At 63.7% G+C, this 23679-nt stretch carries 18 protein-coding genes and 1 tRNA gene; 15 read left to right on the top strand and 4 right to left on the bottom strand.

The features are described 5' to 3' along the window. Nucleotides 1-2334 carry a TonB-dependent siderophore receptor gene (locus QA640_RS03785; RefSeq protein ID WP_283039432.1) on the bottom strand — a complete coding sequence of 778 codons (2334 nt, stop codon included), beginning with the start codon at nt 2332-2334 and terminating at the stop codon, nt 1-3. A gap of 879 nt (nt 2335-3213) precedes the next feature. Continuing rightward, nucleotides 3214-4041: a class D beta-lactamase gene (gene blaOXA, locus QA640_RS03780; protein WP_283039431.1), complete on the bottom strand. Its 828-nt coding sequence runs from the start codon at nt 4039-4041 to the stop codon at nt 3214-3216. 134 nt (nt 4042-4175) lie between these two features. Between blaOXA and QA640_RS03775 the strand changes: the two genes are divergently transcribed. From QA640_RS03775 to QA640_RS03730, 10 genes are all read left to right on the top strand, one after another. Further along, the gene (locus tag QA640_RS03775) at nt 4176-5048 is read left to right on the top strand and encodes a LysR family transcriptional regulator (protein ID WP_283039430.1); all 873 of its coding nucleotides are present in this window, start codon (nt 4176-4178) and stop codon (nt 5046-5048) included. Beyond that, a complete protein-coding gene (locus tag QA640_RS03770; protein ID WP_283039429.1) occupies nt 5018-5857 on the top strand; it encodes a DUF2270 domain-containing protein in 840 nt (279 codons plus the stop codon). The genes QA640_RS03775 and QA640_RS03770 overlap by 31 nt, the downstream gene beginning before the upstream one ends. Nucleotides 5858-6171: 314 nt before the next feature. Then, nucleotides 6172-6642, top strand: coding sequence for a YbaK/EbsC family protein (locus tag QA640_RS03765; protein WP_283039428.1), 471 nt, complete (start codon nt 6172-6174; stop codon nt 6640-6642). A gap of 116 nt (nt 6643-6758) precedes the next feature. Further along, a complete protein-coding gene (locus tag QA640_RS03760) occupies nt 6759-7181 on the top strand; it encodes a CBS domain-containing protein (RefSeq protein WP_283039427.1) in 423 nt (140 codons plus the stop codon). 198 nt (nt 7182-7379) lie between these two features. Beyond that, on the top strand, nt 7380-8336 hold the full coding sequence (locus tag QA640_RS03755) for an alpha/beta fold hydrolase (protein WP_283039426.1): 957 nt from the start codon (nt 7380-7382) through the stop codon (nt 8334-8336). A 318-nt stretch (nt 8337-8654) separates the two neighbouring features. Further along, a complete protein-coding gene (locus QA640_RS03750) occupies nt 8655-8906 on the top strand; it encodes a DUF3311 domain-containing protein (protein ID WP_283039425.1) in 252 nt (83 codons plus the stop codon). A gap of 63 nt (nt 8907-8969) precedes the next feature. Further along, entirely contained in the window at nt 8970-10526 is a 1557-nt protein-coding gene (locus QA640_RS03745; protein WP_283039424.1) for a sodium:solute symporter, read from the top strand. Nucleotides 10527-11116: 590 nt separating this feature from the next. Next, nucleotides 11117-15931: an NAD-glutamate dehydrogenase gene (locus QA640_RS03740; protein ID WP_283039423.1), complete on the top strand. Its 4815-nt coding sequence runs from the start codon at nt 11117-11119 to the stop codon at nt 15929-15931. 74 nt (nt 15932-16005) lie between these two features. Next, nucleotides 16006-16347, top strand: a complete 342-nt coding sequence (locus QA640_RS03735; RefSeq protein ID WP_283039422.1) for a hypothetical protein — start codon at nt 16006-16008, stop codon at nt 16345-16347. Nucleotides 16348-16787: 440 nt separating this feature from the next. Further along, nucleotides 16788-17288, top strand: coding sequence for a DinB family protein (locus QA640_RS03730; protein WP_349253691.1), 501 nt, complete (start codon nt 16788-16790; stop codon nt 17286-17288). 406 nt (nt 17289-17694) lie between these two features. On the opposite strand, the gene QA640_RS03725 is transcribed toward QA640_RS03730, so the two are convergent. Next, nucleotides 17695-17771 (bottom strand) — tRNA-Arg (locus tag QA640_RS03725). Nucleotides 17772-18066: 295 nt separating this feature from the next. Then, on the bottom strand, nt 18067-19533 hold the full coding sequence (locus tag QA640_RS03720; protein ID WP_283043112.1) for a HAMP domain-containing sensor histidine kinase: 1467 nt from the start codon (nt 19531-19533) through the stop codon (nt 18067-18069). 441 nt (nt 19534-19974) lie between these two features. On the opposite strand from QA640_RS03720, the gene rpmH reads away from it, so the two are divergent. From rpmH to QA640_RS03695, 5 genes are all read left to right on the top strand, one after another. Continuing rightward, nucleotides 19975-20109 carry a 50S ribosomal protein L34 gene (rpmH, locus tag QA640_RS03715; protein WP_008542748.1) on the top strand — a complete coding sequence of 45 codons (135 nt, stop codon included), beginning with the start codon at nt 19975-19977 and terminating at the stop codon, nt 20107-20109. Between the two features lie 30 nt (nt 20110-20139). Then, complete coding sequence (gene rnpA / locus QA640_RS03710; RefSeq protein ID WP_283039420.1) at nt 20140-20517, top strand: ribonuclease P protein component; 378 nt, start codon at nt 20140-20142, stop codon at nt 20515-20517. Between the two features lie 16 nt (nt 20518-20533). Continuing rightward, the gene (gene yidC / locus QA640_RS03705; RefSeq protein WP_283039419.1) at nt 20534-22378 is read left to right on the top strand and encodes a membrane protein insertase YidC; all 1845 of its coding nucleotides are present in this window, start codon (nt 20534-20536) and stop codon (nt 22376-22378) included. Between the two features lie 135 nt (nt 22379-22513). After that, the gene (gene yihA / locus QA640_RS03700) at nt 22514-23167 is read left to right on the top strand and encodes a ribosome biogenesis GTP-binding protein YihA/YsxC (protein WP_283039418.1); all 654 of its coding nucleotides are present in this window, start codon (nt 22514-22516) and stop codon (nt 23165-23167) included. Beyond that, nucleotides 23167-23535: a DUF423 domain-containing protein gene (locus tag QA640_RS03695; RefSeq protein ID WP_283039417.1), complete on the top strand. Its 369-nt coding sequence runs from the start codon at nt 23167-23169 to the stop codon at nt 23533-23535. The genes yihA and QA640_RS03695 overlap by 1 nt, the downstream gene beginning before the upstream one ends. The last annotated feature ends 144 nt before the right edge of the window (nt 23536-23679 follow it).

Genomic DNA, 23679 nt, shown 5'->3' with positions numbered 1-23679 from the left:
TTAGAACTTCACGGTTGCCGACAACGAGATGCGCCGCGCATCGCCGATCGCGACGCCCAGATTGTTCTGGGCGGAGGGATAGTAGACAGTGTCGAACAGGTTCTTGACGTTGAGCTGGTAGACCACCGGCAGCCTTTCGTAGCGCGTCTCATAGGTCGCAAATACGTCCGCGACGACGTAGGACGGCAGCACGAAGGTGTTCGCGGAATCGCCGGGCCGATCGCCGACATAGCGCGCACCGCCGCCGAGGCGAAGCCGGCCCGGCAGCGTGGCGCCGAAGTCGTAGACGAGGTAGAGCGAAGCGGTGTTGAGCGCGACGTTCTGCAATTGCTTGCCGTAGTACGTCGGGTCGTCGGTCACGCGCGCGTCGGTATAGCCGTAGCTTCCGATCATGCTCCAGTGGTCGGTCAGCCGCCCCGTGACGTCGACCTCGACGCCGAGCGAGCGGACCTTTCCGGCGGCGCGATATTCCGTGACGCGCGTGGTGCTATTGAGCTGCGAGACGAGCACGTTCCTCTTGTCAATGTCGTACACCGCCACGGTGCCCGAAAGTTGCCGGTTGAGATCGAACTTGACGCCGGTCTCATACTGGGTGCCTTGCTCGGGTGCGATGTTCGATCCGACGACCACACCGCCGGTGAGCGGCGCAATCGTCGAGGTCGGCTTCAGCGACTCCGTGTAGCTTGCATAGAGCGAGACCTGATCGGTGAGCTTGAGGATCGCGCCGCCGAGGGGCAGCGCCTTGTCGCCACTAAGATTCGTGTTGGTCACGAACGGCCGCGCCTTGCCTGCGAGCTGCTCGTATTCCATCCAGCGCACGCCGCCGACCAAGGCGAAGCGGTCGGTGAGATGCAGCGTGTCCTGGAAAAACAGCGCGCGCTCGCCGAGCTTGTCGGTCTGGTCGCTGTCGGTTGGCGACACCGTGGTACCGGGCCCGACCAGGCCGTAGATGGGGTTATAAACGTTGAACACGTTCGGAAGGGTCTTCCGCAGCAGATCCTGGCGGTAGATCGTGCGATATTGCGCGTCGCCGCCGAACAGCACCTCGTTGCGCATCTCCCCTAACCAGAACGCACCCTGCAGATAGGACGTGCCGTAGCTGACGTTGCTGAGCGCGCCCAGCGTGCCGTCATTGCTGCGCGCCTCGATTCCCGTGACCGGGTTCACCGCGGTGATGCGGAGCTGATAGGCGCCGTAGGATTCGGTGTTGTAGCTGTAGCCCGCGTAGAGCTTCCAATCCTGATTGAAGCGGTGCTCGACGGACGCCTGCACCAGATCGGACGTGCCCCACATGTTGTTGTAGGGCTCGTCCAGCCGGCGCGTCGCCGGGATCGCCAGCGGCTTCATGGTGCGGGAATCGATCGCCGTGCCGCGGTCGAAGGGATAGAGGAAGTCGCGGTGCTCGTAGTTGAGCTGAATCGTGGTGTCCTTGCCGTACCAGGCGAGCGACGGTGCGATCAGCGTTTCCTTGTGCGTGCCGAAATTGCGCCAATAATCCTCGCCGAGGCCGTAGGCGATGAAGCGGTAGGCAAGTCCATCCTTGCCGATGGGACCCGTGATGTCGAACAGTGCATCGCCGCCGCTGCGCCAGCCATAGGTTGAGCCGAGCAGGGTGATGGAGCCGTGCTGATAGAGCTCGGGCCGCTTGCTGATGGTGTTGACGATGCCGCCAGGGTCCATGATGCCGTAGATCAGCGAGGCCGGCCCCTTCAGCACCTCGACGCTTTCCACCGCGGCATTGAGGCTGCGGCCCTGCACCAACGGCATGCCGTTGCGCATGACTGAGCCGTCGCGATTGTCGCCAAAGCCGCGGCGGATGATGGCGTCCTGGGTGCCGGCGAGCGTGTTGGTTTGCGTGATGCCGGAGACGTTGGCGAGCGCGTCGTCGAGATTGCGTGGCAACTGGTCCTTCAAGACCTGCTCGGGCACCACGTTGACGGACTGCGACGTATCGAGCGGCGAGGCAGGCGTGCGCAGCGTGCTTGAGCTCGGCATCGCGCGATAGCCGAGCTTGGCCTCGTTCAGGACTGCCGCGGCTGCGGCCGCGCGCTCCGACGGCGAGGCCTCCGTCGGCTTTGGATTGCGATCGCGTTGCCGCGCGGTAGCCTGCGTGCGGCGCGCGGATGTCGCAGCCGCACTCGTCTGCTTCGGCCGCGTGTTCGGCGCCTCCACCGTCACCGGCGGCAGCGCGGACTGCGCCCCTGCGGTCCCTGTGGCGGAGGAATAATCAGCGAGCAGGACGGCTGCTCCGATGAGACTACGCGCACGGCTCCCGCCGGCGGGGTTTCGATGGCCGCGGACGCGCTGGCCATCAGCATGGGCACGCACTTTCAAGTCACTTCCAGGTCGGAGAATTGCATTCGCGCACGCGCCTCTAGCAGCGGGCGCACATTCCGCGCGACTTGAATTGCTCTAAGGTCGAGGCCTTCTAAATCGCGGCGCGCGTGGCGCGGCGCTGGAGCAGCAGCAACGTGTGATAGCATGTCGCGTAACGCGCCCGCGCACCACGCACCGTCATTGCTGTCGATGTTCAATAATTCGCTGATTGGATCGCGGTGGTCTTGGTAGCCGCAAAGGCTTTGGGAGTTTGTCCTGCCAAGGCCTGATGCAAAAGCGAGATGCGATCAGGTTCGGCCTGACGCGTTCCCGAGCCTCCGACAAAAATATCGAAGACAACCCCATGCAAAGGAGCCGGTGACCGCCAACCCAATGCGCTACGGATTTTACGAAATCGTTTGACACGTCGGGCAAATCAGGGGCATAATGCCATGATCGCGGTGCTTGGGATGGGTCGGCCCCTTCCGGAGCGATGTTACGACACGACGCCACGCGCCTGCCGGCTCGACGGCGCACGACCGGCGGCTTGCCCGCCTAGCTGCGTCACAAGCATTCTGACCCTCATCCCGAGGAGCCCGCTGAAAGCGGGCGTCTCGAAGGATGGCAGCAGGCGAGAGCCGGGCCTTCATGGTTCCCCGGCGATGCGAAGCATCGTCCGGAGACGCGCTTCGCGCTCCTCACCGTGGAGGTCTTGTGACACAGTAGAGCCACGTCGCTGGTCCCGACGCACCCCAGAGCCATTTCGCATGAACATCGCGCGCTCGCCCGAGAGATCAGCGCCGGCAAGCCTGTCCGCGCGGGCGAAGTGCTCGCGCCAATCGGCGACAGCGGTGTCCGGCATCGATCGCTGGTCTCCACCACACGATCGCGCAAGGCTCAGAGCACGCCGAGCTGGGACAGCATCGCCTTTCCGATCGCAACGCGTTTCGGCGCATCGGTAGCCGCCCCTGGCATGTCGATGTTCAGCGAGAACGCCAAAATCTTTCCGTCGCGTTCGACCCAGCCGGTCCACCAGCCGAGATTCGGCGTGCTGGAGAAGCGCCAGCCGGTCTTGCCGTAGAGAGACTTGCCGTCCTTGCTTTCAAGCCGGATGATTTCGCGGGTGATCGATTGCGCGCGTACCGAGGCATCCAGCTTCTGCCGTGCGAGGCGGGCAACGAAGCGGGCCTGCTCGACCGCGCTGGTTTCCAGGGGACCATCGAGCCAGAAGGTGTCGACGCTCTCGCCGGTCTTGCGGTTACCGTAGTCGAGACGCGCCAGCCAGTCGTGATAACGCGCAAGACCCACGCGGCGGGCAATCTCCTGATAGATCGGGACGGCGGATAGCGCGATCGCCTCGCGCATCGACATGTCCTTCTCCCACTGCTTGAACGGCTGCGGCTTGCCGCCATAGGGGATGATCTCGTTCTCGTCCTTCACGACGCCGGTCTCGAGCGCAATGATGGTATTGGCGATCTTGAAGGTCGAGGCCGGAACGAAACGCGTTTGCGCCCGCGCCGGATTGACGAGGGTCAGGTGATCGCCAGCGACGTCGTAGAGCACGAAAGTTCCCGTGACATTGTTGTCCCGGAAGACGCCGTCGAGGTCATTGCGTTCGGTCGTGCCTGCCCTCAGGCGCCGCCCGCACGCCATCAGGGCCACGGCGCTGATCGACAGGCGGATCGCCGCGCGGCGCGTCAGGGGCGAGAGCGTTGCAAGCTTCATTGGGGAGCTCCTTTTGTTGCGGCGGGAGGCGACTCGTTTCGGCGCACCAGGCCGGAGCTCCTAATAATTAGAGGGGTCTGGTCACGACAAACGATCATTTGTAAGGATTGCCCCTAGAAAAATTGGGGTCAGACATGCCGAAGTCCCATTTGCCGCTCAACGCGCTGCGCGCCTTCGAGGCCTCGGCGCGGCATCTCAGTTTCACCAGAGCGGGCATGGAATTGCGCGTCAGCCAGGCCGCGGTCAGCCACCAGGTGAAGGGGCTCGAAGAGCGGCTGGGCGTCACGCTGTTTCGCCGCCTGCCGCGCGGGCTCGCACTGACCGACGAGGGACAGGCGCTGCTGCCTTCGATCGCCGAATCGTTCGGCCGCATGCGCATGACGCTCGAGCAATTCGAGCGCGGCCATTTCCGCGGCATCGTCAGCGTCGGAATCGTCGGCACGTTCGCGACCGGCTGGCTGCTGTCGCGGCTGCCGGATTTTGCGGCGCTGCACCCGTTCGTCGACGTGCGCATCCAGACCAACAACAACCGCGTCGATCTCGCCGGCGAAGGTCTCGACTTCGCGGTGCGCTATGGCGACGGCTCGTGGCGCAGCACCGACGCTACTCACCTGCTTGCAGCACCGCTGTCGCCGGTGTGTGCGCCACAGATCGCCACGCATCTCAACGGTCCACGTGATCTCGCCGAACAGGCGCTGCTGCGCTCCTACCGCGCCGACGAATGGCCGCGCTGGTTCGCCGCCGCCGACATCGCCTGTCCGCCGATCAAGGGGGCGATGTTCGACTCGTCGATCACCATGGCGGAAGCGGCCGCGCAGGGCGCGGGCATCGCGCTGCTGCCGGTTGCAATGTTCCAGCGAGAATTGTCGGCGGGACGCCTGGTGCAGCCCTTCGGCATTACGGTTGCAATGGGCGACTACTGGCTGACGTCGTTGAAGTCGAAAGCGGAGACGGATGCAATGCGCGCGTTCCGAAGGTGGATCGTGGCTGCGGCTGGCGCTGCGTAGGGCGCACGCCTCACCTGCCATCGATCCCAGCAGTTGTCCAAACAAAGCGGAATTGTGGTAGTATCATTGGGTCGCTGCTGAAAGCACGACCTGAACATTTTCACCGGTCTTGGGTGGTTCGCGCCATGCTCAGGCCTGCAGAAGACACACGTGAAATCCAAGAGCTGAACGCGGCCGAATTGGGGGCGATCGCCCACCTCTATCGCGGCGAGATCTATCGCAGCACCATCTGGCGAACACGCCTCGACAACACGACAAACTGGTCGATCGTGACCTTGGGCATCGCCCTGTCGTCGACGTTCTCGTCCCGAGAGGCATCGGCGCTGCCGCTCATTCTGATAGGCATGCTGCTCGCGGTCTTTCTCGGACTCGAGGCGCGCCGTTATCGCTATTTCAACGTTTGGCGCGCGCGGGCGCGCTTCCTCGAAACCAATTGGTACGTTCCGATCTTGAGCGGCAAACGCGGAGATGACGACGCCGGTTGGCGGAACATCCTCGCGGAAGATTACCTGCATCCACGTCATCACATCAGCTTCGTTCGCGCCGCCGGGCGTCGTATTCGCCGCACCTACATCTGGATCATCGTGATCCAGACATCCGCCTATATCGGCAAACTCGCGATTCATCCGCAAATGGCGGCCCACCTTGAGGAGTTCGTCGATCGCGCCGCGATCGGCCCGATCCCGGGCTGGGCCGTGATCTGCTGCGGCGTTGCCTATAATCTCTGCTGGGTCGTTCTTGCAGTCACGACGTATTGGCTCGATCGGCGTGCACATGGCACACGGCCCTCCGCAGCCGGAATGGGTTGATTAGGGAGGCGACGCAGACCGCGCGGCTCCCGGATAGGTCGGCAATACTGTCTAAAGCGCGATGAGATTAGGATGAATCGTCATCGCGCCTTAGGCTATTGTTTGAGCACGATCTTTTTCGGAAAACCGCTTAACACTTTTCCGGATCATGCTCTAACTGCGCAGCGGCTGGCATCTAATCGCGTCCCGGCGCAATGACGAATTGCGGCGGTCGACAGGCGCGCCTATGTTGAGATTCGACAATCACGCGGCCGCCTATCGTGCGGCGGGAGAGCCTCACGGTGGATGGCTGCATACCCATCGGAGGGCACGCCATGTCCATTGCTCCGACACTGCACCGATATCTTACCGCCGAGAAAATCCAATATGCGGAGATCCCGCACGATCTCACCATGTCGTCCACGCGCACGGCGCAGGCCTGCCACGTCTCGGGCGATCGTCTCGCCAAGGCCGTCGTGTTGCGGCATGACGGCGGCTATATGCTCGCCATCGTGCCGGCATCGCACCATCTCAACCTGCCGGACCTGAAAGAGAGGCTTGGCGAGGATCTCGCGATGGCCAACGAAACCGAGATCAATCGGATCTTCGCCGACTGCGCGCACGGAGCCGTGCCGGCCGTCGGAAGGTGCTACGGACTCGATCTGATCGTCGATGATACCATCCAGGCCCAGCCCGAGGTCTATATCGAAGCCGGCGATCACGAGACGCTGCTGCAGCTGACCCACGCGCAGTTCGCGCGCCTGACGGCCAATGCGCCGCATGGACGTTTCAGCGCGCACGACTGACGCGGCACGACTGTGAGATGATCCACCGGTACACTCTCGCCGCCGGCGCGCGTGCGGTCGCGCCCGGTTCGTTGTATAGTCACGTCACGGGGGCTCGTTCACAACGGAGGTCCTCCATGAAGGTCAGGGACGTGATGCACAAGGGCGTCGATTGGGTCAGCCCCGACACCCCGATCACCGAGATTGCGAAGTTGATGCAAGGGCACGACATCGGCTGCATTCCGATCGGTGAAAACGACCATTTGATCGGGATGGTGACGGATCGCGATATCGTCTGCAAAGGCCTTGCGAGCAAGGACTTCAACGCCGCGCGGATGACCGCGCGGGACGTGATGACCGAAGGCATCCATTGCTGCCGCGAAGACGACGATCTGGCGAAGGCCGTGCATCACATGGAGACGCTGAAGATCCGGAGGCTGCCCGTGATCAACAGGAACAAGCGGATGGTCGGCATGATCAGCATGGGTGACGTCGGCCAATCCGCCACCGCCGATCTGTTGACCCAATGCGTCAAGGGCGTGTCGGCCCATCATCATTGAGGCGATGCGTGGTTACGGAACCTCGCCGGATCGCGCGCAGCTCCGCCGTTTTCTCGCCCCCATTCTCATTCAGGGAGCTAGGCGGGGCCGCGCTACGGTGGGCAAAGTTCCCAAAGGTTCCGTGTGATCGTCCGACGTCTTCTGCAACGCGACTCTCATCATCCTCCTCTGTCGCGCCGCGCGCTCCTGGGCGGGCTGGTGTCGGCAGGCAGCGCCCTCGCGCTTGGCGGATGCGCGGGCCTGGGCGCGACCGGCGCGCGCTTCGACGCATCGTCGCTCTCCGTTGACCCCACATTGCTGATCACCACCACGCGCAAACCCGTGAACGGCGGTCGCACGAAACCCTGGTTCGGGCCGGAGCGCGCGACGACAATGACGGTCGCGCGGGCGAAGCTGGTGGCACCGGACGAGAGCCGGCTTTCTCTCGCCTCGGTCGGACTTGGCGATTGGCGCCTTGATCGGGTCGAACCGTTGTCGTCCGACGTCGGTGATCTCCTTGCTCAGGCCGGCGCGGGCGGAGACGTGCTGATCTATGTGCACGGCTTCAAGCAGACATTCGAAACGGCGGCGCTCGATGCCGCCCATCTCTCCGACGGGATCAAGTTCCGCGGCCGGACCATGCTGTTCTCCTGGCCTTCCAAGGCAGGACTGTTCGACTATGCCTATGACCGCGACAGCGCGATGTGGTCCCGCGACGAATTCGAGCGCGTGCTCTCGTCCGTCGTGTCGGCTCCCGGCGGCGGCCGCGTGCACATCGTTGCGCACAGCATGGGAACCATGCTGACGCTCGAAAGCCTACGTCAGCTCTATGCGCGATATGGCGACACCGTTACAGGCAAGATCGGCGCGGTGGTGTTTGCCGCGCCCGATATCGACATGGACGTGTTCTCGTCGGCAATCCACCGCATCGGTCCGCTTGCCGGCAAGATCACCGTGATCGCCGCGACCAACGATCGCGCACTGGCCCTGTCGGGGCAAATCGCAGGCGGAATGACGCGGGTCGGCGCTGCCGAGAAGGCCGCCATCGAGCAGCTTGGCGTGCGTGTGATCGACGCCTCCGACGCGGGCTGGGGCATCATCAACCACGATCTGTTTCTGTCGAACGCCGACGTGCAGCGGGTGATCCGCCGCTCGATCGACGGTACGACGGCGTGATGTGGGCTGCGACCGCCCCTTGAGACCGCCCCTATTGCCGGTCAGCTTCAACCATTCGCGCGAGCTGCGACTGGCAAGCGACGTCCTATTCCCGCTCCAAAAGGCTTCGTCGGACTTTTCCGAATTCCGGCTCCCCCGCTGGTGCCATAGCCAAACTGCCAATGGAACCACGGAACACGTGATGCGTTGCCGCGGCGGAACGCATCAGAAGGCTGCGCGGGAGGTGATGCGCCCCGGCTTTCGCCGGCGCCGCCAAGATCAGCTCTGCTACCTCCGCAGGATCCACCGACATTGGCGCACCTCAGTGAAGGAGATCCCATGTCAAATGGCGTCGGTTCGAGATACAGCCTCGAGGAAGCGGCCACCGGCCGGCGGGACCAGGAACACGCCGGATGGAGCTGGTGGTACCTGCTCTTCCTCATTCAATTCATCGCCGTTCTCTGGCCGCCGTTCTACAACATGGCCGAGCCTGAGCTCATCGGCATCCCATTCTTCTACTGGTACCAGCTTCTCTGGGTCGTCATTGGAGCCATCCTGACCGCAATGGTCTATTTCGCGACGGAGGATTAGCCCGGTCGCGGGTGCAATCACGCAAGGGGACGACAACAAGGAGGGCCAATCGGGAGGAGCGCCGTGCAGGACGTCAACTGGACTGCCTTGATCATCTTCCTGGTGCTGTTCGCGCTGATAACGTGGCTCGGCTTTGCAGCGGCGCATTGGCGCAGGGGCGACCTCGACCAGTTGCACGAATGGGGGCTTGGCGGACGTCGCTTCGGCACGATCGTCACCTGGTTCTTGATCGGCGGCGACCTCTACACGGCCTACACCTTCATTGCCGTTCCGGCGCTGGCCTTCGGGGCCGGCGCGGTCGCCTTCTTCGCGGTCCCCTATACGATTGTCATCTACCCCATTCTCTTCCTGGTGTTTCCGCGGCTTTGGTACGTCTGCCACCGGCACAACTACATCACGGCCGCCGACTTCGTCCGCGGGCGCTTCGGCAATCGCTGGCTCGCACTGGCGATGGCAGTCACCGGCATCGTCGCAACGTTGCCCTACATTGCGCTCCAGCTTGTCGGACTGCAGGTCGTGATCGGAGGGATGGGCGTTTCCGGCGAAGGTTATACTGGCGACCTGCCGCTGCTTTTCGCGTTCATCATTCTCGCCGCCTTCACCTATTCGAGCGGTCTGCGGGCCCCCGCGTCGATCGCCATCGTCAAGGACATCCTGATCTACATCACGGCGTTCGCCGCCGTCATCGTCGTTCCCGTGCAGCTTGGCGGCTTCGAAAAGATCTTCGCAGCCGTACCGGCCTCGAAACTCCTGCTGGCTACCCCCGGCCCCAACACGACCGGCGCATATGGAGCCTACGCGACGCTGGCGCTCGGATCGGCGCTTGCGCTCTTCCTTTACCCCCATTCGATCACGGGCATCCTGAGCGCCAGCAGCGGACACGCCGTCAGGCGCAACGCGGCACTCCTGCCGGCCTATTCGTTGATGCTTGGCCTGCTTGCGCTCGTCGGCTTCTTCGCCATCGCCGCAGGCGTCGCCGAGCTTCCCGAATATGCGGCCGGCTTCAAACAGTTCGGCAACAACTTTGCGGTGCCGGCCCTGTTCCTCCACAGCTTCCCGTCATGGTTCGTCGGCATGGCGTTCGCCGCCGTCGGCATTGGAGCGCTCGTGCCTGCCGCGATCATGTCGATCGCAGCCGCCAATCTGTACACGCGCAACATTCACCGCGAATTCATCAACGGCTCGCCCACCGACAGACAGGAAGCGCAAATGGCAAAGTGGGTGTCGCTGATCGTCAAGTTCGGCGCGCTGGCCTTCATCGTCTTCGTGCCATCGAAGTTTGCGATCTACCTGCAGCTGCTCGGCGGAATCTGGATCATCCAGACACTGCCTGCCGTGATGCTCGGCGTCTACACGCGCTGGTTCAACGAGTGGGCGCTGCTCGTCGGATGGGCTGCGGGAATCGTCGCGGGGACCGCGATGTTTGTCGCCGCAAACCTTACCCCGACCTATGCTCTCGCGGTGGGCAGCTTCACTTTTCCCGGCTATTCGGCGCTCTACGCCGTGGTCCTCAACCTCGTTCTGACGATCGTCCTCACGCCGCTGTTCAATCACGTCAGCGGCGCTTCTGCCCCCGACGAGACCCTCGCAGCCGAATACCGGGCGCCGTTGCGAACTTGAGGAAACATCGCGCGAGGCCGAAGGCCTGCATGTTCTCCGGCGTTCATCAGGCGCAGCGCCGCCCGGGACAACGTGAGGACGCCGTCGACCCATCGTGGGCAGCTCGAATTTGTCCCTGGTACATCCGGTCTAGGCCGCATCGCAGACGATGAGCAGTGGTGGCGGCGGGTGCGGAGGTGGTGGCGGATGCGGCGGGTGCAGTTGAGGGTGCCGCAAGGACAAAAATCTCGAAAGTAGCCGCGCCGAGCGCAACCTCAAGCCACATGCGCCGGTCTGGATGAGCCGCACAGTCGAAACTGGCGCGCCATTCAGAACAAAACCACGAATTCATACACAATTGAAATTCCTTGCGATTTTGCAAGGCGCCCGTTGGCACGAGGGTCGTCGGCACCGATTTCGGCCGCAAGACACGTCTCACAACTCCGCGCGCCATGACGGCTGCGGAATGCTAGTATCGTCGAGACCGCAAGACCGAAGATTTCACCGAGGCGATCGAAACACGGTCAAGATGATTGCGCACAAAGAGGCGCACAGCCAAAATCAACGCCCGACCGTAATTTGCGGGAGTCGGCTGGGACAGGGAGGACGCTATGGCGTGGCGTGACGACAAGGCCCGGGCAACCCTGATCCGCGATGCGGCGGGAAGCGTGCAGCCGGGCAAGGCCCCCCGAACCTTTGCCGAACTTCTGTTCGGCTACACCAATGTCGAGGACCTCGCCAGTTGCGATGCCTCCTCGCTTGCCTTGTTGGCAGAGCAAGCCTGGGAGCACGTGCAGCGGCGCACGGCGGGTCGTGCAGATATCCGCGTCGTCAATCCGACGATGCCGGACGGGCGCGAAATGTCCGTGCTCGAGATTCTCAACGACAACATGCCCTTCCTGTTCGATTCCACCATGGCGGAACTCACCGAGCAGGGCATCGAAGTGACCCTCGTCGCTCACCCCATCATCGCCGTGGAGCGCGATGACCAGGGCAACCTCCTGCACTTCTACGGAGAAGCATTGCCGGAAGGGGCAAAAGGCGCGCGAGAGAGCCTGATTCACCTCCACATCACCCGCCTGGACGCCGACGCCGACCGCGAGAGGCTGATCGAGGGCCTCACCAGAACGTTGAACGACGTGCGCGCCTGCGTCGTCGACTGGCGCGCCATGCGCGACCGGGTCGAGGATGCGATCAAGACTTTCTCTGCCAATCCGCCTCCGCTGCCGATCGATGAGGTCGCCGAAGCCAACCAGTTCCTGCAATGGCTGTGTGCGGACAATTTCACCTTCCTCGGCGTGCGCGAATATCGCTTCTCGTCCGACGGTGATGCGTCGGACGACATCACGACCGGCGAAGGCCTCGGCATCCTGCGCGATCCCGATGCGAAGGTGCTGCGCCGCGGCAGCGAGATGGTGGTGATGACGTCGGAGATTCGCGAGTTCATGCGCGAGCCGACCCTGCTGATCGTCATCAAGGCCAATGTGAGCAGCCGCGTCCATCGCCGCATTCGGATGGATTATGTCGGCATCAAGCTCTATACGCCCGACGGCCGGCTCGAGGGTGAATTGCGCCTCGTCGGCCTGTTCACCTCGGGTGCCTATACCCGCTCGGTACGTCAGATCCCTTATATCCGCCACAAGGTGACACGGGTGCTCCAGCGCGCCGGTTTCGACCCGAACGGCCATTCGGGCAAGGCGCTGACGCATATTCTCGAGGATTATCCGCGTGACGAACTGTTTCAGGTCGACGTCGACACCCTCTTCAATTTCGTCATGGAGGTGCTGATCCTCTATGAGCGCCCCCGCGTTCGCGCGCTGGCCCGGGTCGACAAGTTCGATCGCTTCGTCTCCATCCTCGTCTTCATTCCGCGCGACAAATACGACACGGACGTGCGCACGCGCGTCGCAAACTTCCTCGCGCAGGCCTACCGGGGGACGCTGTCGGCCTCCTACGTGTCGTTCCCCGAAGGAGCATTGGCACGCGTCCACTACATCATCGGGCGCTACGAAGGTAAGACTCCCGCCGTCGAGCGCGCCACGCTGGAAGCCGGAATCAGCGCCATCGCCGCAACCTGGGCCGACAAGCTGAAGGCCGCGCTGGCTGCGTCCACCGATGGCATGCGGGCACGCATGCTCGCCAATCGCTATGCCCAGGCCTTTAGCGGCGGCTATACCGAGGTCTCCACGGCGGAACAGGCGATCGCCGATATCGCGACCATCGAAAGGCTCACGCCGGCTCGCCCGGTGACGATTTCGGTTCACCGTTTAGAAGGCACGGACGATCCCAGACACTTCGGACTGAAGGTGTTCTCGGACGCCGCACCGCTGTCGCTGTCCTATCGCGTGCCGGTGATCGAAAATCACGGCCTGCGCGTGGTCAATGAACGCACCTATCAGATCGTGCCGGGTAACAGGCCCGAGCCGGTTTGGCTGCACGACATGACGATCGAGACCAGCGACGGCCAGCCGATCGAGATCAGCCCGGACTTCAGCCATCGCCTGGAAGCCTCGATCATGGCAGTGGTCGGCGATCGCGCCGAATCCGATGGGTACAATGCCTTGATCCTGCGCACGGCCCTGGGCTGGCGGGAAGTCTCGACCATCCGGGCGCTGTCCCGCTATTTGCACCAGATCCGCGCTCCGTTCACCCAGGACTATATGTGGGAGACCTTGCGCAAGAACGCCGCGATCACGGCCAACCTCGTCGCGCTGTTCCAGGCCCGCCGCGATCCGCGCCTCGTCCTTACCGATCGCGAGCGTTCAGCGCGCGAGATAGCTCTCCTTGCCGAGATCGAGGAGCAGCTCAAATCCGTCGCATCGCTCGACGAAGACCGCATCCTGCGCCGTTTCACCAATCTGGTGCAGTCAACCATCCGCACCAATTTGTGGCAGGTCGGCCAGGACGGACATCCGCGTCCAGTGATCTCCTTCAAGTTCGACGCGCGCAAGATCGAGGACCTGCCCCCTCCCCGACCGCTCTACGAGATTTTCGTCTATTCACCCCGTGTCGAAGGCATTCACCTGCGTTTCGGCAAGGTGGCGCGGGGTGGCTTGCGCTGGTCCGATCGGCCACAGGATTTCCGCACCGAGATACTCGGCCTGGTGAAGGCGCAGCAGGTCAAGAACGCCGTGATCGTTCCGGTCGGGGCCAAAGGCGGCTTCGTGCCCAAACGCCTGCCGCCGCCCTCCGATCGCGAGGCCTGGCTCGCGGAGGGCACCGAAGCCTATCGCATCTTCGTGCGCTCGCTGCTCGAACTCACCGACAATCTCGACGGCGACATCGTGGTGCCGCCCGACTTGACCGTGCGGAATGACGGCGACGATCCCTATCTCGTCGTCGCCGCCGACAAGGGCACCGCCACCTTCTCCGACGTCGCCAACGCGATTTCGGCCGAGAAGAACCATTGGCTCGGCGATGCCTTCGCCTCCGGCGGCAGCCAGGGCTACGACCACAAGAAGATGGGGATCACGGCGCGCGGCGCCTGGGAGGCAGTCAAGCGCCACTTCCGCGAGCTCGGCACCGACATTCAGACCATGCCTTTCACCGTGGCCGGCGTCGGCGACATGTCCGGCGACGTCTTCGGCAACGGCATGCTGCTCTCGCCGGCGACGAAGCTCGTTGCGGCGTTCGATCACCGCGACATCTTCATCGATCCCTCCCCCGACCCGGCGACCAGCTTCACCGAGCGCAAGCGCCTGTTCGACCTGCCGCGGTCGAGCTGGCAGGACTACGACAAAGCGCTGATCTCGCAGGGCGGCGGCGTGTTCTCGCGCGCTCTCAAGGCGATCCCGCTCGCGCCGGAAGTACGCGCCCTGCTCGATCTCGACAAGGAGCAGGCAACGCCATTCGAGGTGATGACCGCGATCCTGAAAGCGCGCACGGACTTGCTGTGGTTTGGCGGCATCGGCACCTATATCCGCTCCTCCTCGGAAAGCGACGATCAGGCCGGCGACCGCGCCAATGACCCGATCCGCATCACCGGCGCCGACGTTCGCGCTCGGGTGATCGGCGAAGGCGCCAATCTCGGCGTCACCCAGCGCGGCCGCATCGAAGCGGCGCAGAAGGGCGTCAAGCTCAACACCGACGCGATCGACAATTCGGCCGGCGTGAATACGTCCGACGTTGAGGTCAACATCAAGATCGCATTGGCGCGCCCCGAGCGCGAGGGACGCCTCAGCCCGGCTGACCGCAACACGCTGCTTGCGGCGATGACCGAAGAGGTCAGCACGCTTGTGCTGCGCAACAACTATCTCCAGACGCTCGCGCTCTCGCTGGCCGAACGCAGGGGCGTGGCCGAGACCGGCTTCCTCACGCGCCTGATGCAGTCGCTCGAGCAGCGCGGCCTGCTCAGCCGCGCCGTCGAATTCCTGCCTGACGACGCCGCGATCGCCGAACGCACACGACGCGGCCAAGCCCTGACACGGCCCGAGCTTGCCGTGCTGCTCGCCTACGCCAAGCTGACGCTCTACAGTGACCTGCTCGAAACCGGCGTGCCTGATGATCCTTATCTCGCCCGCAGACTGTCCCTGTATTTTCCGCGCGAGATTGTCGACAAATTCCCGGGCGCGGTCGAGCTCCATCGCCTCCGACGCGAGATCATCGCGACCAGTGTCGTCAATGCCGTGATCAACCGCGGGGGCCCGGCCTGCATCGTGCGCCTGACCGACGAGACCGACGCCGATATCTCGACCATCGTCATGGCCCAGGTGGCGGTGGACGCGATCTACGAGCTCAGGCGGCTCAATGACGGGATCGACGCGCTCGACACCCTAATCGACGGACAGTTGCAGCTCAGCCTCTACGCGGCGATCCAGGATCTCCTGCTCTCCCGCATGGTCTGGTATGTGCGCAATGTCGATTTCAAGGACGGTCTCAGTGCAGTGATCGCCCGATTTGGCCCTGCCGTCCGTGAGGTCGCAGCCTCGCTCGACAACGCCCTGCCACCGGACTTGCAGGCCGCGCGGAGCAAGCGGCGGCAGGACCTGATCGATGCCGGCGTCCCGACCGGACTCGCCGGCGACTTGGCCGACCTCGACGCCCTGGTCTCGGCGCCTGATATCGTGACGGTCGCCGAGCGCACCGGCCGCAGCATCGGTGATGCCGCCGCGACGTTCTTTGCCGCCGAGGCCAATTTCCGTCTCGACCGCATCACCGCCGCTGCGCGCAACGTGCCGGCAAGCGATCATTTCGAGCGCCTCGCCATCGACCGCGCCGTCGACCTGATCGCGGCTGCCGAAAGACGCCTGGCCGCGGACATGCTGACCATCGGCCAATCCGGTCAGCAGGCTGCGGAGACCTGGCTTGCAGCTCATCCCGAGGCGACGCGCATCCGCCGTACGGTCGAGGAGATTGCCGCCGGCGGCCTGACGCTCGCCAAGCTGATGGTGGCGGCGAACCTGCTGGGGGACCTGGTCAAACGCTGACGGCGCCGGCCGCGCCAGCGAATCTGGAATGCAATGTCAGGGGCAGGGTTGTTAGCGGTGAACGGAGGGACCCGATGATCCACGCGACTTGCCATACCGCCGACAACATCCGCTGTCTCGAATTCGATGCCACGCCCTGGTTCAGCGAGGCTGACGTTCCGAGCATCGTCGACTTGGCCCAACGAGGCTGGGCCAGCACGGCGATTGCGGACTCGCTCGAGCGCCGGCGAGGATACGAAGGTCTTCATGACCTCGTCGAGTATGCGGCGAAGCGCCTGCAACCCGACACCCTCGAGGATCCAGCTTGGGAAACCTTCGAGTGTCTCGTCGATGGACCGGAGGCGGTAGCCTGGCTCGAGAAAAACCGGCCAGACGTTGCGGCAAGAATTCCGATCCAAAGCCGCGGTCACCCCTAAGCAATTCCGCTTTAGCAGGGACGCCGGAAGGCTGGTGGAGACAGCCTGGCAACGAATGGTCACGAATGGCGCGCCACGGCCGATGCGCTATGATGCCGCAGCCTGCGATGCGCTCCAATCAGCAAAGCTGCGACGGTCTGCGATCCTGCCCTACGCTTTGCAGGTGGGCGTCTTCCCGATATCGCAACGTGTCCGCTTTCCCTTCGATACCGGCTGTGCCGTTCAATCCGGGCGTCGACCTGATGGCACAACAACCGACATTTGCGCTAATGCATGATTGTCGGAGAACAGCGAAAAGCCTATGTTTATCATCTAAGTGCAGCATACCGTCACTCAGGCGACCAGCCTGACGCAAGCAACGTGACGCGGATTGCATAGGACAAGACTATTCCGTCCGGCACTGTTCCAGCCAGACATCGATAACTTTTGGAGGACGAGAAATGATCTCAGCCGGATACTGCCGACTTATGTCGCGTTACAACACTTGGCAGAATAGATCGCTGGTAACTGCCGCCGATGAGCTTACCAACGAGGATCGTTGGAAGGATCGAGGGGCTTTCTTCCAATCGATCGCAGCTACATTAAACCATCTTTATTGGGCGGATGCCCTGATACTGGAGCGATTAAAGGGGAACGAGCGTCCAGAAGAAAACATCAAGCACTCTCTCACAAATCCATCAGATTGGAGAGACTTCAAGGCGCTCCGTTTGCAAAGGGACGAGGAAATCGAAGAGTGGTCCGCGAGATTGCTCGACGCGGACCTGGACGGGATGCTTGTCTGGTACCCTGGGGATGGTTCTGCTCGGATCGAGAAGCCAAAAACGCTCTGTGTTGTACAGCTTTTCAACCACCAGACACACCATCGGGGGCAGGTCCACGCGATGCTGACAGCAGCGGGCACGGAACCGGAGCCGACTGATCTTCACATGCTGGAATACTGAGCTATGCACGTTCCTGACCCGAAAAGATCCTGGCTGCGTGCATAGAATTCAGGCGCCCTTAGCGTACGAGTTCGCCCACTCTCCTCGCGAATCCCTTTGGACCGAAAGTGTTACCTATGTCCCCACAATGAAACGTAACCCAAGTGTCCGGAACGGACCTGGGATAGATGGCGCGCCGCGGCCGATGAAGATGGGCACTACTCGTTCGCTGTAGCGCTATGAGAAACTCGGCATCAAGGAGATAGACGAGGGCATTTGGCTCGTCAGCTTCATGCACTACGATTTGGGATCGACTTGGAACAGAGGACCCTGCAGCCCCTCGACAACCCGTTCGGCACTAGGTTGTCACCCATGTCTTAGGTACGACCTGTTACCCATGTCGTCTCAGGGCTGGACAGTACCGAAATGGCGCGCCCGGAACGATTCGAACGTCCGACCCTCAGATTCGTAGTCTGATGCTCTATCCAGCTGAGCTACGGGCGCGTGTTTCGCAAAACAGCTGTGCGGGCGGATCGCCCGCACGCAGCCTCCGGACGGGGCCGGAGGGGGTGCGAAAGAGCGCTCTGACTAACCGCTCTTGTCCCGATTGGCAAGGTCTGGAAGAGCGGTATTTGGAGTCACTGCCGCCTTCCAACCCTCTTTCCCGGGCGCGACGACGCCGCGAACCCAAAATCCATGACTATGGATTCCGGGCCTCGCCCTGAGCCTGCAATCGGGCGGGCCGAAGGCCGGATCCGGTGGGACCATCCCGGAATGCCCGGTCGGCCTCTGGCCGACCTTACGCCCTGGCCCGCTCGTTGCGGATGGAGAGGAGTTCCACGGGACGGTCGGGGATCACGATCCGGAAGGTGGCGCCGATGGTGCCTTCGACGAGGTGAATGTCGCCGCCATGGGCGCGGACGAGCTCGGCGGCGATCGCCAGCCCAAGGCCACTGCCACCGGGGCGGCCCGAGGTCTGGAACGCCTCGAACAGGTGCTCCCGGGTCTTTTCCGGCACGCCCGGGCCGGTGTCGGAGACTTCGAGAATCGCGACCGCGCCCTCGCGCTTGCCCGTGATCCGGATCTGCTGCGGACCGACCGCGCTCGCGGCGTGCGTTTCCAGCGCCTGCGCCGCGTTGCGGACGAGGTTGAGCAGCACGCGGAACAGCTGGTCGGGGTCGGCATCGATCGACAGCCCGCGCTCGATCGCGGCAACCCACGTGATCGAGGCATCGGAGGCGAGGCCCGCGGTTTCGCGCACTTCCATGACCACCGGCTCGATCAGGATCAGGCGGCGATCGGGCGCGGCCTCCTGGGCGCGGCCGTAGGACAAGGTCGACTGGCAGAAGGCGATGGCGCGCTCGAGCGAGCGCACGAGCTTTGGCGCAAAGCGCTGCACCCGCGGATCGGGCACGCTGGCGAGCTGGTCGGACAGCAGCTGCGCCGACGCCAGCAGATTGCGCAGATCGTGGTTGATCTTGGAGACCGCAAGGCCAAGGGCGGCAAGCCGGCTCTTCTGATGCAGCATCGACATCAGGTCGCGCTGCATGTCCGACAGCTCGCGCTCGGCAACCCCGATCTCGTCGCCGCGCTGGCTCGGCACGATGATTCCCGCCGAGCTCTCCGGGTTTTCATGGAAGCCGACCAGGCTCGCGGTCAGCCGCCGCATCGGCCGCACGAACAGATAATGGAGCGCGAGATAGACGAGGCCCGCGGTCAGGACCGCGATGAACAGGGCGACCACCACGACGTTGCGGGAGAAGCGGTACATCGCCTGCCGCAGCGGCAATTCGTCGGTGACGACCTCGATGAACTGCGCATTGCCAACCGACGGGCCGACGATGCGGATGGCCTGGTTGCCGGTCTCCAGCATCATCTGGAAGGAGCCGGTGATCGCCTGCCAGGCCGTCATCTCGCGCATGTCGATGTCGTGCTCGATCGCGGCCGGCAGGTCGGCGCTGGCGAGCAGGCGGCGCTGCTGGCCCATCTTGATCGCCACCGCGCGCGCGTTGATGCTCCTCAGGATCTGCCGCGACAGCGAGTCCGGGACCGTGCCGAGTGGCGCGGCGTCGAGCACCAGCGCCGCGGTGTTTGCCGCGGCGACGCGGTCGTTCAGCCGGTTGACCCAGAAGTTGGCGATCGCCGGCACGTAGAGCATGCTCGCCGCGATCATCACCAGGGGGACGGTCAGCAGCAGGAGCTTGCCGGATAGGCCGAGCCGGCGTGGGGCGCGCGGCCGCGCCGCCGCCGGCTCCGGCGGCCCCATGGGCTCCAGGTCTTGGCGCTCCAGGTCCTGGCGCTCCAGGTCCTGGCGCGCCAAGCCCCTTTCGGCGGGCTGAAGGTCTGTCGCTGACACGAGTTTCGCCTTCGTTGGCCTCGACTTGTGGAGGATGCGGCCCGCTGGACCGGCCGGTCAAATTACGGATCACTAATCTGCCGAGTTAGGATGTAAGCGCGGAAACGGCGAGTCGCTACCTCCATTGGCAAAAACCCCGCGGAAACAGCGATATTCGCCAATTGGACCCACCCCGCGGCGTTGACGAAAAGCGGACGCTCCCTTATAAGCCGCGCCGAATTGTCCGCGATGACCCGGAGTGACACCGGGAGCGGCTCTTTTGGGGCCGGAAAGGGCCCATTTTGGGCCGCATCTTTCGGACGTATCCTTCAATTCCAAAGGCAATTTGCCCGGTCAGCGGAGAACAACCCCGTGAAGCGGACTTATCAACCCAGCAAACTGGTGCGCAAGCGCCGTCACGGCTTCCGTGCCCGCCTCGCCACCGCCGGCGGCCGCAAGGTCCTCGCCGCCCGCCGCGCCCGTGGCCGCAAGCGTCTGAGCGCCTAAGCCGGACTGGCCCCTTTTTGGGATTTCATCATGGATCGGCTGAGGCAGCGGGCGGATTTCCTCGCCGTTGCCAATGGCGTGCGGGTGAACAGAGCCGCGTTCGTCCTGCAAAGCCGTCGCCGCGATGACGACGGCCCGATCCGCGTCGGCTTTACCGTTACCAAGAAAAACGGCACCGCCACCGAGCGCAATCGCATCCGGCGCAGGCTTCGCGAACTGATGAAGCGCTGCGACCCGGTGTCGATGCACCCCCACCATGATTATGTGCTAGTCGGCCGCAGGGACGCGCTCACGCGCGACTTCGCGGTCATGCTCGACGACCTGCGCGCCGCGTTCGCCCAATCGCGGCGGCCGGCGACGAAGGGACGCGGGCAGACGCCCGCACGAGCGGGCCGCAAACCGGATTGATGACGAGACTGAAGAGATGACCGACAATCGCAACACCATCCTCGCCGTCATTCTGTCCGGCCTGGTGCTGATCGCCTGGCAGTATTTCTACAATGTGCCGCAGATGGAGAAGCAGCGCGCGCAGCAGCAGGCGCAGGCCGAGCTGCAGAAGGGCACGGCACAGCCGAGCCCGACCGCCTCGCCATCGGCTACGCCCCAGGCCGGCGCCACGCCCGCGCCGGCGGCCGCCTCGGCCACGAACCAGCCGGTCGTTGCCCGCGACGCCGCGCTCAGTGCGAGTCCGCGCGTGAAAATCGACACACCGCGCCTTGCCGGCAGCATCTCGCTGAAGGGCGGGCGCATCGACGACCTCGCGCTGGTGCAGTACCGCGAGACGGTCGACCCGAGCTCGCCGCCGATCATCCTCTATTCGCCCTCGGGCACGGCAGAGCCCTATTACGCCGAGTTCGGCTGGGTGCCCGCAACGGGCGTGACGGCGAAGCTGCCGGATGCCCAGACCGTCTGGCAGCAGGACGGCAATGGCAGCCTGACGCCGTCGACGCCAGTGGTGCTGAAGTATGACACTGGCGAGGGCCTCGCCTTCCGCCGCACCATCTCGGTCGACGACCATTATCTCTTCACCGTCAAGGACGAAGTGAGCAATGTCGGCAACGCGCCGGTCACGCTCTACCCTTACGCGCTGATCTCGCGCCACGGCACGCCGCACGTCTCCGGCTACTACATCCTGCATGAAGGCCTGATCGGCTATCTCGGCGAGCACGGCTTGCAGGAATATGCCTACAAGAAGATCGACGACGCCAAGCAGGTGAACTTCAAGGCCACCGACGGCTGGCTCGGCATCACCGACAAATACTGGGCCTCGGCGCTTTTGCCCGACACCAACGCGAAGCTCGACGCGCGCTTCTCCTCGAACCTCACCGGCAACAACCGGACCTACCAGACCGACTACCTGCTCGATCCCGTGACGGTTGCGATCGGCGGCACCGCGACGGCGAACGCGCGGCTGTTCGCCGGCGCCAAGGAAGCCGGCGTCGTCGGTGTGTTCCCGTTCGCAGGGCTCGGCGGCTACAACAAGGAGCTGGGGCTGAACCATTTCGATCTGTTGATCGACTGGGGCTGGTTCTACTTCATCACCAAGCCGATGTTCCTGGGACTCGATTTCTTCTACCGCTTCTTCGGCAATTTCGGCATCTCGATCCTGCTCGTGACCGTGATCGTGAAGCTCCTGTTCTTCCCGCTGGCGAACAAGTCCTACGCCTCGATGGCGAAGATGAAGTCGATCCAGCCGCAGCTTCAGGCGCTCCGCGAGCGTTATCCCGACGACAAGGTGAAGCAGCAGCAGGAGATGATGGAGATCTACCGCAAGGAGAAGATCAATCCGGTCGCCGGCTGTCTCCCCGTGGTGATCCAGATCCCGGTATTCTTCTCGCTCTACAAGGTGCTGTTCGTCACCATCGAAATGCGGCACGCGCATTTCTATGGCTGGATCAAGGACCTCTCGGCGCCCGATCCGACCAACCTGTTCAACCTGTTCGGCCTGATCCCGTTCGATCCGACCACGATCCCGGTGTTCGGCCACTATCTCGCGCTCGGCGTATGGCCGATCATCATGGGCATCACGATGTGGTTCCAGATGAAGCTGAACCCGACGCCGCCGGATCCGACGCAGAAGATCATCTTCGACTGGATGCCGCTGATCTTCACCTTCATGCTGGCGGGCTTCCCGGCGGGCCTCGTGATCTACTGGGCCTGGAACAACCTGCTCTCGGTGATCCAGCAGAGCTTCATCATGCGCCGCAACGGCGTGAAGGTGGAGTTGTTCGACAATCTCAAGGCAACGTTCGCAAAGAAGGCGACGTAAGTTAAGGGTACTTCGAACCTCATCCTGAGGAGCGGCCGCAAGGCCGCGTCTCGAAGGATGGCCGCGGGCACCGTCATGGTTCGAGACGGCGCTTCGCGCCTCCTCACCATGAGGCACTGATACGGAGCCGTGGGCTTGAACAACGATACCGACGACAGGCTGATCGAATCCGGGCGAAAGCTGTTCGCGCGCGACTGGCGGTTCGTGTGGGCCTCGCCCTCGATTCAAACGCTGCCGCCGATGGCGGGGCTGGAGATCGCCTTTGCCGGACGTTCCAATGTCGGCAAGTCGAGCCTGATCAACGCGCTGACCGGCCGCAACAATCTCGCGCGCACCTCGCACACGCCAGGGCGGACGCAAGAGCTGATCTTCTTCGAGGGTCCCGACAAGACCGGTCTGCGGCTCGTCGACATGCCCGGCTATGGCTATGCCAAGGCGCCGAAGACGCAGGTCGCATCCTGGACCGACCTGATCCACAAATTCCTGCTCGGCCGCGCGTCACTGGCGCGCGTCTATGTGCTGATCGACGCACGGCACGGCCTCAAGGACGTCGACCTCGAAATCCTGCGGACGCTCGACCGCTCGGCTGTCAGCTACCAGATCGTGCTGACCAAGACCGATCAGGTGAAGGCTTCTGAGCTTGCCAGCCGCATCGCCGAAACGGAAGCGGCGCTGGCAAAGCACCCGGCCGCGTTTCCGAACGTGCTCGCGACCTCCTCACGCTCGTCGACCGGCATGAGCGAGCTGCGCGCCGCGATGGCACGGCTGCTGGAAGAGCGGACGTCGTGATGCCGCAAGCAACCCGCCTGTTGATTGGGCTTGCCGGTTTGATGGGCGCCGCCGGCGTGGCACTGGCCGCTGCCTCCGCCCACGGCGCGGAGGCAAGCCGGCTCGCCACGGCGAGCTCGATGCTGCTGTTTCACGCAACTGCCATATTGGCGACGATGGCGCTGATCGCGCGCGGCCTTCTGCACGGCGGAATTGGCCTTGGCGCGGCTTTCGGTTTCGTGATTGCAGTCGCATTGTTCGCAGGCGACCTCACCTTGCGCCAATATGCGGGGCATTCATTGTTTCCCTATGCGGCGCCGACCGGCGGAACGCTGATGATCGTGAGCTGGCTGACGGTGAGCGTGGCGGCGGTTTGGCCGCGGAAATGACGCTCGTGTCCCGGACGCGGTGCGGCACGCAGTGACGCTCCGCAGCGCCGGGACCTAGCAGCAGCATGGGCCCCGGCTCTGCAGCGCACCGCTGAGGAAGCGCTGCGCTGCGTCCGGGGCACGAAGACCACTTTGCGCCGCCCT

Origin of the sequence: Bradyrhizobium sp. CB82, assembly GCF_029714405.1 — a bacterium.
Lineage (GTDB): Bacteria > Pseudomonadota > Alphaproteobacteria > Rhizobiales > Xanthobacteraceae > Bradyrhizobium.
Note: the sequence above shows the minus strand (reverse complement) of the source record. Positions and strands in the feature narration are given on the sequence as shown.